At 32.1% G+C, this 19957-nt stretch carries 1 protein-coding gene (cut by a window edge); it reads left to right on the forward strand.

What is annotated here, in order from left to right; all coding sequences use genetic code 11:
• Positions 1–19896, forward strand: partial view of a non-ribosomal peptide synthase/polyketide synthase gene (locus ACKI5C_RS00205; RefSeq protein ID WP_407430840.1) — the 3' end only. 37617 nt of this gene lie to the left of the window's left edge; only the last 19896 of its 57513 coding nucleotides appear in the window; its start codon lies off the left edge, out of view; the stop codon is at positions 19894–19896.
• Positions 19897–19957: the final 61 nt, after the last annotated feature.

The raw sequence follows: 19957 nt of genomic DNA on the forward strand, positions 1-19957 counted from the left end.
CCTATGTTAATTGCAGAAAATGTAAAATCCTTTGAAAACATTTCTTATGGTTCTGTTGAAGGTGTCATTGATTTGCTTCCTATTCAAAAATATTTCTTTGATCAAATAAATGCTGATAATTTCATGCAGTATTATATTTTAAAGGCAAATAAGGATTTAAACATTGATATTTTACAAAGTGCATTAGATGAATTGGTAAAAACTCATGATATGCTGCGTGCTAATTATAAATTTGATGAAAACAGCAATCCAATTCAAGAAATTTTACCTCTAAACGCTCATATCTGTGAAATAAATGAATTCAATATTGAAGATAATTTCAACAAAAATCTTAAATCCATAATATCTCAAGCTACTCAATCATTAAGTCTGAATAATTTAATGGATGTTAGTTTAATCCGTTATGATGGGGAATGTTATGTTGCATTGGTAATTCACCATTTAATCGTTGATGGTGTAAGTTGGTCAATTTTAATCAATGATTTGACCTATATTTATGGACAATTGGAAGGCGACGGTGAAGTTAATCTTTTAAGACCTTATCCTTATAAAGACTGGGTAGAAAATGTAAAAGAATTGGTAGATAATATTTCCAGTGAGGAAAAACAACATTGGATTGATATTGATAAGTTCTTGGATGATTCTATCATTAAGGGATATGCAAATTATTATCGATTTGCTGTGGATGCCTCTTCTGATTTAAATGAGTTACTGGGATTAAGCGAAGAGGAGTATTGGGCTTTAGCAATTGCAAGAGCTTATAAAAAGACTTATGGTAAAGATATAATATTCAATCGCGAATCCCATGGTCGTGATGAAAGTTTAGCTGATATAAATAGAACTGTAGGATGGTTTACTTCACAATACCCAATTTATCTTGATGTCAGTACTGAAACTGATGAAATATCATTAATGAATGATATCTATGCTCTTAAAAATGCCTTTAAAGATGTTGAAAACTTTGGTTTGAATTATGAATCATTGATATATACAACCGGTGAACTGGAATTCAAACACAGTCCCGTTACTTTCAACTTTTTAAGTACTGAATTTTCATTTAAAAATGAATTATTTGAATCATATAATTTGGATAAGTCTGAATATGATGAAGACAGCATTAATGAAAGTGATGCTGTTGCTTATGGTGTTACTTTGAATGTATCTCGCATTGAAGATTCCTATTTTGTCAGTGGTAATTATGCCAAGGATACTTATATTGGAGATAAATTCGATGAATTTATTGAAAACATTAAAGAGGAATTGGATTTCTTTAATGATTATGAATCCGATACAATTGTTTGTGCTTTATCTGAAGCCCAATTGGGTGTTTATTTGGATGAAAAAGTTAATGATAAGGGAACAGCTTATTCTGCTCCAGGAACTGTTGAATGCGGTTCCAAATATTCTATTGATGAGATTAAAAATGCAATTCATAGTTTAATAGATAAACATCCTATCTTGAAAGGCCGTGTTATTGATAAGGAAATTCCTCTTTTAGCATGTGATAGTTATCCAACAATTAAAGTTATAAATGATTATTCTGATTTAATTAGACCATTTGATTTGAATAAATCTCTAGCTCGTTTCTATATTATAGAAAATAATGAGAATAAGGTCATATTCTATGATATGCATCATATTATTAATGATGCAACAAGTGTTACCATTATTAACAAAGACTTGAATGATGCTTTAAGTGGTAAATTGGATGATAATTTAGATTTGGGCTTTGTTTATGCTAGTCGTGATTCATTCGAATCTAAATTCAAAACACAATATAAATTAGCAAGGGAATTCTTCAATCAGGAGTTTGCAGATATTGATAATATTCAATATTTATTAAATGATATTGGTGGTTCTAGGGGTAGTGTCAGTCTTCCTATTCGTGGTGTTCGTGATCTTGTTGAAGCATTCACACATGAAAATGCTATTACTGTGGGTAATTTCCTTAATGCCATTTTTGCATACACCTATTCACGTTTCACTGGCAATGATAAGGTTTACTATAATTTCAATGAACATGGCCGTCACGAATCCTACACTCAAGATGCATTAGGCATGTTTGTACGCACCATTCCTATTATTGTGGATTGTCGGGATAAATCTGTTAAAGAGTATTTGACTGATGTGTCTGATTTGATTTTGGATTCTATGAGCAACAGCATTTATCCATTCAGATTTATTGCAAAAGAATTTGATTTAAGTTATAATGTCGGTTTCGAGTATAATTATGATTTAAATGATGTTGATGTTGATGAAGGAATATCATATAATGATGATGTAAGTGTAGTTTCTGAGTTTTCATGTGTTGTCAATGATTTGGATGACGGATATCTTGTAAGCCTTAGTCATTCAGATAAATTCAGTCAAAATACTGCTGAGCGGTTTGTAAAAGTATTCAATGAAGTGCTGGTGCAATTTTTAGATAAAGAAAATTTAAAAGACATCAATTATATTTCCAATGAGGATATTAAACTTTTAGATAAATATAATCAAACAGAACATGATTTGATTTATAATGATATTTTGGATGCATTTAATGACAATTTAAGAAGGTATCCTAACAGCAATCTTGTGTCATGTTATGATGAGGTTTATACTTATGGTCAGGGAGCATATATTGCAGATAAAATTGCTAAAAAACTAATCGAATTGGATATTGGTGTTAATGATGGTGTTGCATTTTTAACTGAACGTTCACCTAATTACATGTTCTCTGTATTGGGTATTCTTTCAATGGGTGGAGTATATGTTCCTTTGGATGATACGCTTCCTGATGAACGTTTAAAATTCATAGTCAATAATGCTTCTGTGAAGGCTGTTATTGTAACTGATGAAACCTATGAACGGGCAAAAGAATTATTTGAAGATTCAATTGTTTTAAATATATATGACATCATTACCGATGAAATCGGAACTTTGGATAAGTTGGAAGTTTGTTATGGTGATGTTGCGGGTATTTTATACACTAGTGGTAGTACAGGTGTTCCTAAAGGTGTTATGATTACCCGAAAAGCCATTCTTAATGTAGCTGACTATTACTATGATACATATGGATTAACCCGTAGTGATGTTTATGCTTTATATCCTTCCATCGGTTTTGATGCAGGATGTCAATCACTGTTCAAAGCTATTTATGCCGGATGCTGTTTATCAATCGTTCCTGATGATATTCGATTCAACATGCAGGAATTAAACAGGTATTTCATTAGTCAGAATGTTACTCATACAATTATAACTACTCAGGTAGGTAAACTGTTCATGGAAAGCATTGGGGAAACTTCCTTGAAATATCTGTTTGTCGGTGGAGAGAAACTGGGAGAAGTTGAAAGTCCGGATAATTATACTTTAATTGATGAATACGGACCTACAGAAACAAACAATTTCATCACTTCAATTGATAACTCAGATAAAATTGATTACTCTTCAATAGGTAAATTAAATTATAATTCTGAAGCATATATTTTGGATTCAGAGGGCAGACGTGTACCTTATGGTGCTGTTGGAGAATTGTATCTGGCAGGTTATCAGGTGTCTAAAGGTTATGTAAATAGGAATGATGAAACTAATGAATCATTCATTGCAAATCCGTTTAATCATGATGAAAATTATGACATATTGTATCGTACAGGAGATATGGTAAGATTTTTACCTGATGGTACACTGGGTATTGTTGGACGTCGTGACAGTCAAGTTAAAATCAGAGGAAACCGTGTTGAACTGTCTGAAGTCGAATCTGTAATTAGAAGTATGGATGGAATAGATGATGTAACCGTTCAGACTGTTAATAATGATGGAAACAACGAATTAATTGCCTATGTTGTCGTGTCTAGAGATTTGGATGATGATAACCTTAAAGACATTGTTTGTGATTATGTAAATGAGAATAAACCTGATTATATGGTTCCATCATTTGTAATTAAAATAGATGATATTCCTTTAACAGTCAATGGTAAAATCGATAAACGGGCATTGCCTGATGTTGATTTGGATTTATTACGTATGGAATATGCTGCTCCAACAAATGAAAAAGAAAAAGAACTGGTTGAAGCTTTTGAGAAAGTATTTAATCAGGAAAAAATCAGTATTCATGATGATTTCATCAGATTGGGTGGAGATTCATTAACTGCTATTAAATTATTATCTCATGTTGGGGATTATAATATTTCTGCTGCAGATATTTTAAGCTTGCGTACTCCTAAAGCAATTGCAGAAAACATTAAAGCTATTTCACTCGATTTGGATATCTATACTTTAGAAAGTGGCTGTCCTTTGAATGAATCTCAATTAAATGTATATCTCGACATTATAGCCAACAATAAAGTTGATTCATATCTCATTCCATATATGCTGGATATTCCTAAAGATTATGAATTCGATGATTTGTTGGATGCATTAAATGAGATGTTAAACGTTCATCCTATTTTATCCATGTGTGTTAGTGACGAATTTGATGTTCCATATTTAATAAAAGGATCTAAACCGCAAATTATTCTTGAAAAAGATGTTGACGATGAATTTGTACTTGAATTTTTAACTGAACAATTTAATCTTTATGAAAGTTTATGCAGATTCTTAATTGTTGAAAATGAAGATGGTTATGAATTATTAGCTGTTTTCCATCACATAGTATTTGATGCATTGTCTGAAGATATCTTTAAACAAGATTTATTCTCTATCCTTGAAGGTAATGTATTGGATGTTGATGAGTCATTCTTAAAAGTATCTGCCTTTACAAAACAAATTTGTGAAACTGATGAATATCGTGAAGCAAGCAACTTCTATGAGTCAATGCTGGTTGATTGTGGGGATGTTGGTGTTTTATTGGATAGCATAGAATCCGATGGTCCGGGCATCAGTGTAATGGATATGAATTTGGATGTTGATTTGTTAAAATCATTCATAGAAAAAATAGGCATAAGTGAGAATGTATTGTTCACCAGTGTATTTGCTTACACATTATCTAGATTTGTTGGCAGTGATAAGGTTCTATTTAACATCATTGAAAATGGTCGTGACAGATTCAATAATCTAAATGCCATAGGTATGTTTGTAAATACTTTGCCGTTATTGGTTGATTGTAAATGCCAAAAAATATCTTCGTTTGTTGAGTATATGTCTGATTTGGTTTATGACGTGATGAGGTATAATTATTATCCATTTAGAGTTTTAGCTAATGAGTATGATGTTGATTCAAGTATTTTATTCCAATTCTTGCCTGACTGGATGGGTGGTGGTGAAAATGGAATAAATGATAAACCTTCATCAACTAGAGGGCTTATTGAAAACAATGAAGATTTCATCACAGATTTAAGTGTAAATCTTATTCAAAAAGGAGAAAATTACGGCCTAAGTATCATGTACTCTGACAAATATTCCAAAGACATGATTCAACGCTTTATGGAATCATATAAATTGATTTTACACGAATTTATCAAAGTTAATAATTTAAATGAAATTAATTATCTTTCAAAATCTGATTTAGAACTTTTAAACAGTTATAATAATACTGAGCAACCTCTAATGTATGAAGATTTATTGGATGCATTTAATGATAATCTGACTAAATATCCGAATAGCAGTCTTGTATCCTATAAGGATATGGTTTATAGTTATGGCGAAGGTGCATTTATTGCTGATAAAATTGCTAAGAGTTTAAAAGAAAACGGTGTTGAAAATCAGGATAATGTTGCATTTTTAGTAGAAAGGTCTGAACTATACATATTATGTGCATTGGGTATTTTGGCGGCAGGTTGCGTATATGTTCCAATCGATGATGTTCTTCCAAACGAACGCATTGAGTTTATACTAAATGATACCAAATCTAAAGCTGTTATAGTCAGCGATAAAACTTATCAACGCGCTAAAACATTAACAAATGAAATAATATTGAATATATCTGATATAATTGCTGATGATATGGGTACTTTATCTAACTTGCCTGTTGTTTATGGTGATGTGGCTTGTATATTATACACCAGTGGTACTACTGGTGTTCCTAAAGGTGTTAAAATTACCAGAAAAGCTATTTTAAATGCATCAAGCACTTACTCAAGTAAATATGGATTGGCTAATGGTGATGTTTATGCTATGTTTGCATCTGTTGGTTTTGATATTGGATCACTTTCAATGGCTATTGTATTGTATTCAGGTGCATCTTTAACAGTTATTCCGGAAAATCTCAAATTGGATATGTCTGAGTTGAATAAGTATCTGATTGCCCATAATGTTACTCATACTTCCATTACTGCTCAAGTGGGTAAATTATTCATGGAGCATGTTGATAATGATTCATTGAGGGTCTTATCTGTCGGTGGTGAGAAATTAGGTGAGTTTGAAAGTCCTAAATACTATAAATTAATGGATGAATTCGGACCTACAGAAGCGTTTGCATTTGTCTCTTCAATTGATAACTCACAAAAAATCGATACCTCCTCAGTTGGTCATATCAATCCAAACATGAAATTCTACATTTTGGATAATGAATTTAGGCGTGTTCCAATCGGAGCAGTTGGTGAACTGTACCTGGCAGGTATCCAAATAGCTGACGGATACTTGAACCGTAAAGAAGAAACAGATAGTGCATTCCTGCAAAATCCATTTGGTGAAGGAATAATGTATCGAACCGGCGATATGCTAAGATTATTGCCTGATGGGTCTTTAGGTATTGTCGGCCGTCGTGATGGACAAGTAAAAATCAGAGGAAACCGTGTAGAACTCTCTGAAATAGAATCAGTAATACGTGAAATTGATTATGTTGAAGACGTAACAGTCCAGACAATCAGGCATGATAGCAATAATGAATTGGCTGCATATGTTGTAGTATCTGAAAAAATAGATAATCTTAAGGAAGATGTCTGTAATTATGTAGCTAACTTTAAACCTGAATATATGATTCCTGCATTTGTTGTAAACTTAGATAATATTCCTTTGACTGTCAATGGTAAAGTGGATAAGAATGCTTTGCCTGAAGTTGATTTGAATAGTTTACGTGAGGAATATGTTGCTCCAAGAAATGATGTTGAAAGGGATATTGCTGAAGCATTTGAAAAAGTCTTTAATCAGGAAAAAATTGGTGTTCATGATGATTTCTTCAGGTTAGGTGGTGATTCATTAACTGCAATTAAAGTCTTGTCACATCTTGAGGAGTATAATATTGTTGCAGCAGATATTTTGAACCTACGCACTCCTAGTGCAATCGCAAATAACATTAAAGATATTTCATTGGATTTAGACGTTTATTCTCTGGATTCAGGTTGTCCATTAAATGAAAGCCAGTTAAATGTATATCTGGACATTATAGCAAACAATAAAGTTAATGCATATCACATTCCTCTTTTCATGGACATTCCAAAATATGATATTGATGTTATAACTGATGCATTGGAAACTGTGTTGAACGCACATCCTATTTTGGGAATGTGTGTCAGTGATGAATTTGACGTTCCATATTTAGTTAAAGGATCTAAACCGCCGGTCACTATTGAATCCAATGTAGATAATGAATTTATTGGAGAATTTTTCAATAAATCATTTGATTTGCATGACAGCTTAGCGAGATTTTTAATTGTTGAAAATGATGATGATTATAAATTATTTGCTGTTTTCCATCATATAATATTTGATGCATTATCAGATAATGTATTCAAACAAGATTTTAAATCTGTTCTTGATGGAAATGATTTGGATGTTGACAATTCCTTCTTAAAAGTATCTGCTTTTACAAAACAAATTCGTGAAACTGATGAATATGGTGAAGCAAGCAACTTCTATGAGTCAATGCTTGTTGATTATGATGAAGTTGGTATTTTATCGGATAGTGTAGAATCTGATGGTCCTGGTGGCAGCGCCATGAATTTGGATTTGGATATTGACATATTCAAATCATTCATAACTAAATTGGGCATTAGTGAAAATGTGCTATTTACAAGTGTATTTGCTTACACATTATCCAGGTTCACTGGTGGAGATAAAGTCTTATTTAACATTATTGAAAATGGTCGTGACAGATTCAATAATCTTAATGCAATTGGCATGTTTGTAAATACTTTGCCATTGTTGGTTGACTGTAAAAACAGAGATATTTCCTCTTTCATTGATTATATGTCCACTTTAGTATATGATGTAATGAAATACAATTATTATCCGTTTAGAATATTGTCTAAAGAATACAACGTTGATTCAAGTATTTTGTTCCAGTTCATGCCTGACTGGATAGATGATAATGTGGATGTGTCTGTTGATGAATCATCATATGAAAAAGATGTTGGCACTATTATAGCTGATTTCGAGGTTAATATTGCTCAAAAAGGAAATAAATATAGTATAAATGTGGTATATTCAGATAAGTATTCAAATGATATGGTGCAAAGTTTCATGAAATCATATAAGCTGATTTTACATGAGATTATGCAGGTAAATGAATTGAAAGATATTAACTATATTTTGGAATCTGATTTGGAGAGTTTAAATTCCATTAATCAAAATCAACATTCTTTAATGTATGAAGATATTTTGGATGCATTTAATGATAATCTGGCCAAATATCCTGATAATAATGCGGTATCAACCCAAAATAATGTTTATAGTTATGGTGAAAGTGCATTTATTGCTGATAAAATAGCTAAACGATTGGTTGATGTAGGTGTTAAGCCAAAAGATTGTGTTGCTTTTGTCTGTGAACGTTCTGAATATTATTTATTTAATATTTTATCTATTTTATCAATTGGTGCAACTTATGTTCCTTTAGATTATTCCCATCCAGATGAACGTATTGAATTTATACTGAATGATACTGAATCTAAGGCAATAATAGTTAGTGATGAAACATATAATCGTGCAAATAATTTAACAAATGATGATGTAATTCTTTTAAATATTTCAGATATTATTAATGATGAAATTGGAACTTTATCCAATTTACCGGTAGTATATGGCGATTTGGATTGTATTTTATATACCAGTGGTACTACTGGTGTTCCTAAAGGTGTTAAAGTTACAAGAAAATCCACCATTAACCTGGCTGCATGTTTCGTTGATAAATATGAGTTGGGTCATGATGATGTTTATGCTTTAGTTTCTAATATGGCATTTGATGCTGGTCCTCAAGCGGTATATCAAGCAATCTATGCTGGAGCTTGTTTATCAATAATACCTGAAAATATTCGATTCAATATAAATAAATTAAATGAATATTTCATTAATCAGAATGTAACACATACTTTCATTACTACACAAGTAGCTAAATTATTTATTCAAAATATTGATGAGACTTCCTTGAAGGTTCTCTCTGTCGGTGGAGAAAAACTGGGTGAAATCACAAATCCTCCATATCGTGTGATTGATGAATTCGGTCCAACAGAAGCATTTGCATTTATTGCTTCAATAGATAATAGTGAAAAAATTGACAGTTCGTCTGTAGGATTTTTAAATTATAATTCTAAAGCATACGTTTTGGATAGTGAAAAAAGAAGAGTTCCTAAAGGTGTTATAGGAGAATTATATTTATCCGGTCATCAGATAGCTGACGGATATTTGAATCGTGAAGAAGAAACAGAAAAATCATTCATTGATAATCCGTTTGATGATGATGAGGATTATAAAGAACTGTATCGTACTGGCGACATGGTTAGAATCCTAAATGATGGATCAATAGCTATTGTTGGCCGTCGCGATGACCAAGTCAAGATTAGGGGAAATCGTGTAGAAATATCTGAAGTTGAATCAACAGTTAGGGACATGGACCTTATTGAGGATGTCACCGTTCAGGTTATCGAAAATAATGGAAATAATGAATTGGTGGCTTATGTTGTTTCAAATGAAGAATTTGAAGATGACAAACTTAAAGATTTGGTCTGTGAATACATATCTGAATTCAAACCTGATTATATGTGTCCTTCATATGTTATTGAATTGGATGATATTCCATTGACTGTTAATGGTAAAGTTGATAAACGTGCTTTGCCTGAAGTGGATTTAGATAATTTACGTGCAGAATATGTTGCTCCAAGTACTGAAGCTGAAAAAGTGATTGCTGAAGCATTTGAAGAAGTGTTTAACCAGGAAAAAATTAGTGTTCATGATGACTTTATACGTCTGGGCGGTGATTCATTAACTGCAATAAAAGTGTTATCTTTCCTTAAAGATTATAATATTACTGCAGCAGACATTTTAAGCCTCCGCACACCTTATTCAATCGCTGAAAATATTAAGGAAATTTCCTTAGATTTGGATATCTATACTTTAGAAAGCGGTTGTCCTTTAAATGAATCTCAATTGAATGTGTACTTGGATATTATTGCCAATGATAAGAAAGATGCTTATCTTATTTCTTTACCTATGGAAATATCTAAGAAATATGCTGTTGATGATATTAAGAATGCTTTAGATGGATTATTGGATGTCCATCCGATTTTAGGCATGTGTGTCAGTGATGAGTTTGAGGTACCGTATCTGGTAAATGGTTCTAAACCACAAATATTTATTGAATCTGATGTTGATGAGGATTATATTTCCAAATTTTTAACAAAACCGTTTGATTTACATGATTCATTATCTAGATTTTTAATTGTTGAAAATGAGGATAATTATAATTTCGTTGCTATTTTCCACCACATCATATTTGATGCTTTATCTGATATGGTATTTAAACAAGATTTAGAATCACTTCTTGAGGGCAGGGCTGTTGATGTTGATGATTCATTCCTTAAAGTTTCTGCTTTCACTCAGCAAATTTCTGAAAGTGATGAATATGCAAAAGCTAGTGACTTTTTTGAAGAGATGTTGGTTGACAGTGATAACTGTGGTGTCTTATTAGACAGTATTTTACCTGATGGTCCGGGTATTAGAGACCTTGACTTGGATTTAGATTATAATGTATTTAAATCATTTTTAGACCAGTATGGTGTTAGTGAAAATGTTTTATTCACTAGTGTATTTGCTTATACATTATCCAGGTTTGTAGGTAATGAAAATGTATTGTTTAATGTTATTGAGAATGGCCGTGACAGGTTCAACAATTTCAATGCTATCGGTATGTTTGTAAATACCCTGCCGATACTGGTTGACTGTAGAAATCAGGAAATCGCTTCATTTATGGAATATATGTCTGATAGGATATATAGTGTAATGAAATATAATTATTATCCATTCAGAGTATTGGCCAATGAATATGATATCGATTCAAGTATTCTATTCCAGTTCATGCCTGAATGGATTGACAGCAAAGAAAAAGAAGTAAATGATGAGACTTCATCAGATAATGGAATGCTTGAAAATATGAATGATTTCATCAACGATTTGAGTGTTAATCTTATTCAAAAAGGAGAAAATTACATATTGAACATAGTATATTCTGAAAAATATTCAAAAGACATGATTCAACACTTTATGGATTCATATAAATTGATTTTACATGAATTTATCAATGCTAATTATTTAAATGAGATTAATTACCTTTCAAAATCTGATTTAGAACTTTTAGACAGTTATAATAATACCGAACAAGCTCTAATGTATGAAGATATTTTGGATGCATTTAATGATAATCTGGCTAAATATCCGAATAACTGTCTTGTATCATATAATGATGTAACCTACAGCTATAGAGAGGGCGCATTTATCGCTGATAATATATCCAAGAATTTAAATGATAGGGGAGTCAAAAAGCAGGATAATGTTGCATTTTTAGTTGAAAGGTCTGAATTATACCTGTTAAGCGTTTTAGGTATTTTGTCTGCCGGAGCGGTTTATGTTCCTCTTGACAGCATTTTACCTGATGAACGTATCGAATTCATACTAAATGACACACAATCTAAAGCTGTCATCGTTAGTGATGAGACTTATGCACGTGCGAATAATTTATTGGATGATGGCACTGTTCTTTTAAATATTTCAGATATTGTTAATGGAAATGTTGATACTTTATCCACTTTACCTGTTGTTAATGGTGATTTAGCTTGTATTTTATACACCAGTGGTACTACTGGTGTTCCTAAAGGTGTTAAAATTACCAGAAAAGCTATTTTAAATGCATCAAGCACTTACTCAAGCAAATATGGATTGGGTGTTGGTGATGCTTACGGTATGTTTGCATCAGTTGGTTTTGATATTGGATCACTTTCAATGGCAATTGTATTGTATTCAGGTGCTTCTTTGGCGGTTATTCCGGAAGAGGCTAAATTGGACATGTCTAAGTTAAATGAATATTTAATGCTCTATAATATTACTCATACATCCATTACTGCTCAAGTGGGTAAATTATTCATGGAACATGTTGACAATGATTCATTAAGGGTTTTATCAGTTGGTGGTGAGAAATTAGGTGAGTTTGAAAACCCTGAAAATTACAGGTTAATGGATGAATTCGGACCTACAGAGGCATTTGCATTTGTCTCTTCAATAGATAACTCACAAAAAATCGATATATCATCTGTTGGCCATATCAATCCAAACATGAAATTCTACATTTTGGATAATGAGTTTAGACGTGTTCCTATTGGTGCTGTTGGTGAATTGTACCTGGCAGGTATCCAAATAGCTGACGGATACTTGAATCGTGATGAAGAAACTGCAGAATCATTCATTAACAATCCATTTGATGATAATGGGAACTATAATGTATTATACCGTACAGGTGATATGCTGAGATTGTTGCCTGATGGTTCTTTGGGTATTGTTGGCCGTCGTGATGGACAAGTAAAAATCAGAGGAAACCGTGTTGAGCTCTCTGAAATAGAATCAGTAATACGTGAAATTGATTATGTTGAAGATTTAACAGTTCAAACAATTAAAAATGGATCAAACAATGAACTGGTTGCATATGTTGTTGTATCTAAGCAAATGGAAAAACTTAAAGAGTCCATTTGTGATTATGTTGCCAGATTTAAACCTGAATATATGGTTCCTTCATTTGTTGTTGAATTGGATAGAATTCCGTTAACTGTCAATGGTAAAGTGGATAGAAATGCTCTTCCTGAAGTTGATTTGGATAATTTACATGCAGAATATGTTGCTCCAACAAATGAAGTTGAAAAAGACATTGTCAATGCATTTGAGAAAGTATTTGGCCAAGAAAACATTGGTATTTATGATGATTTCATCAGATTAGGTGGAGATTCATTAACTGCAATTAAGGTATTGTCCTATCTTGAGGATTACAACATTGTTGCAGCGGATATTTTGAGTTTATGTACTCCTTATGCAATTGCAGAAAGTATTAAGAATATCTCATTGGATTTAGATATCTATTCTTTAGATTCTGGTTGTCCTTTAAATGAATCTCAATTAAATGTTTATCTCGATATTATGGCTAATGATAAGGTGGATGCTTATCTTATTCCTCTTTTCATGGACATTTCTAATAAATATGATTCTGATGTTATAGTTAATGCTTTAAATGCTGTGCTTGATGCAAATCCTATATTGGGCATGTGTGTTGATGATGAATTTGAAGTTCCTTACCTTGTTAAAGGATCTAAACCACAAATTGTTGTTGAATCAAACGTTAATGAAGAGTTTATCAATAAATATTTAACAAAAGCATTTGATTTACATGATAGTTTATCCAGATTTTTAATAGTTGAAACTGATGATGATTATAAGTTATTGGCTGTTTTCCATCACATCATATTTGATGCTTTATCTGACCATGTCTTTAAACAGGATTTATTGTCAGCTCTTGATGGAAATGTTTTGGATGTTGATGATTCTTTCTTAAAAGTATCTGCTTTTGCAAAACAAATACGGGAAACTGAAGAATATGCTGATGCGATTAACTTTTATGAATCAATGCTGGATGAAAGTGATGAAGTAAATATATTGTTGGATAATGTAATGTCCGATGGTCCGGGTATCAGTTCAATTAATTTGGATTTGGATATTAATGGATTTAAAGCATTCATGGATAAATTTGGATTTAGTGAAAATGTTGTATTTACTGGAGTATTTGCTTATACACTGTCCAGATTCATCGGTGGAGATAAAGTTTCATTTAACATTATTGAAAATGGCCGTGACAGATTTAACAATTTCAATTCCATCGGTATGTATGTCAACACATTGCCGTTATTGGTTGACTGTAGAAATCAGGAAATATCTTCATTTATGGAACATATGTCTGAAAGAGTATATAATGTAATGAAATATAATTATTATCCGTTTAGATTACTTGCTGGCGAATATGAAATTGATTCAAATATTCTTTTCCAATATATTCCTGAATGGGTTAATGATGATGCAGGCAATGTTTATCAGAATTCTGAAGATGTTTTATATAATGATGTGAATGATTTAATTGCTGATTTCAATGTAAATGTTACTCAAAAAGGCGACGAATATAATTTAGGTATTGTATATTCAAGGAAATATTCTAAAGATTTTGTCAATCGTTTTGTTGAATCATTTAAATTAATTTTACATGATATAATTAATGTAGATAAATTAAGCGATATTAACTACACTTCATTAAATGATTTGAATCTTTTAGACGATTATAATCATACTGAATATGATTTGAACTGTGATGATATTTTGGATGCATTTAATGATAATCTTGCCGAATGTCCGAAAAATACTCTTGTCACCTGTGATGATAGGGGTTATAGCTATGCTGAAGGTGCTTTTATTGCGGATAAAGTTGCTAAAAAGTTAATTGATTTAGGTGTTGGGCATCAAGATTGTGTTGCTTTCCTTGTTGAACGTTCTGAATGGTATTTATTTAATGCTTTAGGTGCTTTGGCTATTGGTGCAGTATATGTTCCTTTGGATGATAATCTGCCTGATGAGCGTATAAAGTTCATGATAAAAGACACTGAATCTAAAGTGCTCATTGTCAGTGATGAGACATATGAACGGGCCGTTGATTTGGCTGAAGATTGCATTATTTTAAATGTATCAGATATTGTTGATTGTGAAATCGGATCTTTAGATATGTTGGATAGTGCCTGTGGTGATTTGGCATGTATTTTATATACCAGTGGTAGTACTGGCATTCCTAAAGGTGTAAAAATCACCAGAAAATCAATTGTTAATTTCATAGATTTCCATGTTTATAATCTGGAGATTTTATCTGGGGATGTTTATGGTTTATTCGCTTCCATTGGTTTTGATGTTGCAATGGCTGCAATGTTTTCTGTAATTTATTCGGGTTCATGCTTAAATATCATTCCTGATGATATAAGGTTTAATATTAAGAAATTGAATAGTCATTTCATTAAGTATGGCGTTACTCATACATATATCACTACACAGATTGCAAAATTGTTTATAAGTGAAATTGAGGAAACCTCACTTAAAGTGCTTGTTGCAGGTGGTGAAAAGTTAGGCGAAATCGATGAGGTTAGAAATTACAGAATTGTAGATGCATATGGTCCAACAGAAGCATGTGTATATGTAATCAGTGCAGATACAGTTGATAAAATCGATTTTAGTAGTGTAGGTTACATACAAAGCAATACAAAAGCATATGTCCTAGATGATGAATTTAGAAGAGTGCCTATCGGTGCGGTAGGTGAGCTGTATTTATCAGGTTGTCAACTAGCTGAAGGTTACTTGAATAGAAAAGAAGAAACTGAAAGGGCATTTATGAGCAATCCATTTGAAGATGATAAAGACTACAGCAGATTATATTGTACTGGTGATGTGGTAAGAATATTGCCTGATGGAAATTATGGTGTTGTAGGTCGTCGTGACAGTCAAGTTAAAATAAGGGGAAACCGTGTAGAACTGTCAGAAATTGAAGCAGTCATACGTGAATTGGATTATGTTGACGACGTTACAGTTCAAACTATTAAACATGGTTCTAACAGTGAAGTTGTAGCCTATGTTGTTGTATCTGAGGATATTGATGATGATTCACTTATAAGTATGGTCTGTGATTATGTAGGTGAAAATAAACCAAATTATATGGTTCCTTCATTTGTAGTACGTTTGGATGCTATTCCTTTAAATGTAAATGGTAAGGTGGATAAACGTGCTTTGCCTGAAGTTAATATTGAGGCTCTATTTGCAGAATATGTCGCCCCAACAACAGAAAAGGAAAAGGCAATTGTTGAAGCATTTGAAAAAGTATTTGATTTGGAAAAAATCAGTGTTCATGATGATTTCATCAGATTGGGTGGTGATTCATTAACTGCTATTAAATTATTGTCTTATGTTAAAGGTCATAATATCTCTGTAGCAGATATTTTAAATTTACGCAGTCCTCAAGCAATTGCAGAAAATATTAAAGATATTTCATTGGATTTAGATATTTTCACATTAGAAACTGGATGTCCATTAAATGAAAGCCAATTGAATGTATATCTGGATATTATGGCCAATAATAAGATAGATTCATATCTTATTCCATATCGGATAGATATTTCCAAAGAATATGGCTCTGATGAGTTATTGGATGCATTGGATGAGATGTTTAATGTTCATCCGATATTGGGAATGTGCGTTAGTGATGAATTTGAAGTGCCTTATTTGATTAAAGGCTTAAAACCACAAATCATTGTCAAATCGGATGTTGGTGAGGAATTTGCTATGAATTTCCTAACAAAACAATTTGATTTACATGAAAGCTTATGCAGATTCTTAATTGTTGAAAATGAAAATGGCTGTTCTTTATTTGCTGTTTTCCACCATATAATATTTGATGCCTTGTCGGATATGGTATTTAAACAAGATTTATTCTCCATTCTTGAAGGAAAAATATTGGATGTTGATGATTCCTTCTTAAGGGTATCTGCCTTCAACAATCAGATAAGAAGAACAGATGAATATGGCGAGGCTAATGAATTTTATGAGTCAATGCTAGTTGATAGTGACAATGTTGGCGTTTTATTGGATTGTGTTGCATCTGACGGTCCTGATGTTGGAAACATGAATTTGGATTTGGATATTAACTTATTGAATTCATTTTTAGATAAGGCTGATGTTAGTGAAAACGTATTATTCACCAGTGTATTTGCTTACACATTATCCAGATTTGTTGGCAGTGATAAAGTCTTATTTAACATTATTGAGAATGGTCGTGACAGGTTTGGCAATTTCAATGCTATCGGTATGTTTGTAAATACTCTGCCGTTACTGGTTGACTGTAGAAATCAGGAAATCGCTTCATTTATGGAATATATGTCAAATAGAGTATATGGCGTAATGAAATATAATTATTATCCATTCAGAGTATTGGCAAATGAATATGATATCGATTCAAGTATTCTATTCCAGTACATGCCGGAATGGATTGATAACAATGAAAAAGAATTTGGTGGAGGGGATTCATCAGATAATGGCATAATTGAAAGCATGAATGATTTCATCACTGATTTGAGTGTTAATCTTATTCAAAAAGGAGAAAATTATAGGTTAAATATTGTATATTCCGATAAATACTCAAAAGACATGATCCAACACTTCATGGAATCATATAAATTAATTTTACATGAATTCATCAAAGTTAATAATTTGGATGAGATTAATTGCCTTTCAAAATCTGACATGGAACTTTTAGACAGTTATAATAATACTGAAAAACCTTTAATCTATGAGGATATTTTAGAGGCATTTAATGATAATCTGGCTAAATATCCGAATAACAGTCTTGTATCATATAATGATGTAATTTACAGCTATGGCGAGGGTGCATTTATTGCTAATGAAATAGCTAAGAGTTTAAATGATATGGGCGTCAATAAGCAGGATAATGTTGCATTTTTAGTTGAAAGGTCTGAATTATATCTGTTAAGCGTTTTAGGTATTATGTCTGCCGGAGCGATTTATGTTCCTCTGGACAGCACCTTGCCTGATGAACGTATCGAATTCATACTAAATGACACAGAATCTGAAGTTGTCATTGTCAGTGATGAGACTTACAAATGCGTTAAATCCTTAACAGAAGATTCAGCAATTTTAAACATATCAGATATTCTTGCTGGAGATATCGGTACTTTATCTAGTTTGCCGGTTGTTTATGGTGATTTGGCTTGTATTTTATACACTAGCGGTACTACTGGTGTTCCTAAAGGTGTTAAAATTACTAGAAAGGCTATTTTAAATGCATCAGTTGTCTATTCAGAGAAGTATGGATTGGGTGTTGGTGATGCTTATGGTATGTTTGCATCAGTTGGTTTTGATATTGGATCACTTTCAATGGCTGTTGTTTTATACTCAGGTGCTTCTTTAGCGGTTATTCCTGAAGATACCAAATTGGACATGATTAAGTTAAACGAATATTTAATGGCCCATAATGTTACCCATACATCCATTACTGCGCAAGTGGGTAAATTATTCATGGAACATGTTGACAATGATTCATTAAGGGTACTGTCTGTTGGTGGTGAAAAATTGGGTGAGTTTGAAAACCCTGACAATTACAGGTTAATGGATGAATTCGGACCTACAGAGGCATTTGCATTTGTCACTTCAATAGATAACTCACAAAAAATCGATACCTCATCAGTCGGATGCATCAATCCGAACATGAAATTCTATGTATTGGATGATAATCTCAGACGTGTTCCGATAGGTGCTGTTGGTGAACTGTACCTGGCAGGATATCAAATAGCTGACGGATATTTGAACCGTGATGGCGAAACTGCAGAATCATTCATTGACAATCCATTCGATAATAATGAATATTATAACAATTTATACAGTACAGGTGATATGGTAAGGGTATTGCCTGATGGAACAATAGGTATTGTTGGCCGTCGTGATGGACAAGTTAAAATCAGAGGAAACCGTGTAGAACTCTCAGAAATCGAATCAGTCATTCGTAAAATCGATTATGTGGAAGATGTAACAGTTCAAACAAATAAACATGATGGCAATAATGAATTAGTTGCTTATGTTGTTGTATCTGGGGAAATTGAAAATCTTAAAGAATCTATTTGCAATTATGTAAAAGAGTATAAACCTGAATATATGGTACCTTCATTTGTAATTGAAATAGATGAAATTCCATTAACTGTTAATGCTAAAGTGGATAAAAACGCATTGCCTGAAGTTGACAGAAGCAGTTTGGATGTTGACTTTGTTAACCCAACAAATATGGTGGAAAAACACATAGTTGATGCATTTAAGAAAGTATTTAATCAAGAAAAAATCAGTATACATTCTGATTTTGTTTCCCTTGGTGGGGATTCTTTATCTGCAATTAAAATAGTTTCAATATTGTCAAATTATGGTATTGAAATTAAGGTCGCAAGCATCTTTGATGATAAAACACCTCATGATATGGCTCATAATATTAATTCAACTAAAGAATACGGATTTAATTTGGTTAAAAAAGGTAATAAAAATCAAAATATGTTCTTATTGCCTCCTGTTGAAGGATTGTCACTTGCTTACTTGGATTTAGTAAACAATATTGAGTTTGAAGGTAATGTTTATCTTATTGATGACTTTAAATATGATTTGGAATTAAATGAAATTGATAAATATGACCATAATGATTTATTGAATAATTATTATGATGCCATTAAAGATATTTTCCAGGATGGAGACATAATTGTCGGTTACTCTCTTGGATGTATTTATGCAACATTGCTCATGGAAAAATTGGAAAAAGATAATTTTGTGGGTGAATGCATATTAATAGATGGTGAGTTAATCTTTGTATTTGAAGAAAAATTAGATGTTGATTTGAAGGAAAATGATGAAAGAGATGACTTGGAAGAAATTTATTCTGGAGAATTTGTGGATAAATATAACAAAATTATTGAGGTTAATTCAACTTGGAATTTCCCTGCTCCTAAAATCACTTCACATATAATTTATTTGAGTACAAAAGACCAGTTCAATGAGGATTTAGATAATATTTCAGATAATTATGAGTTAATCTATATTAGCTCTGATCATAGGGCCATTATTAATAAGGATATTGATAAAATTGTAAAATACTTCAAGTAAATTCATTGCATTTTGACTTTGGAATAAGGAATATTAATGGCATTTATTTTTTTGAGTCTGT

Origin of the sequence: Methanobrevibacter sp., assembly GCF_045646045.1 — an archaeon.
Taxonomy (GTDB): Archaea; Methanobacteriota; Methanobacteria; order Methanobacteriales; family Methanobacteriaceae; genus Methanocatella.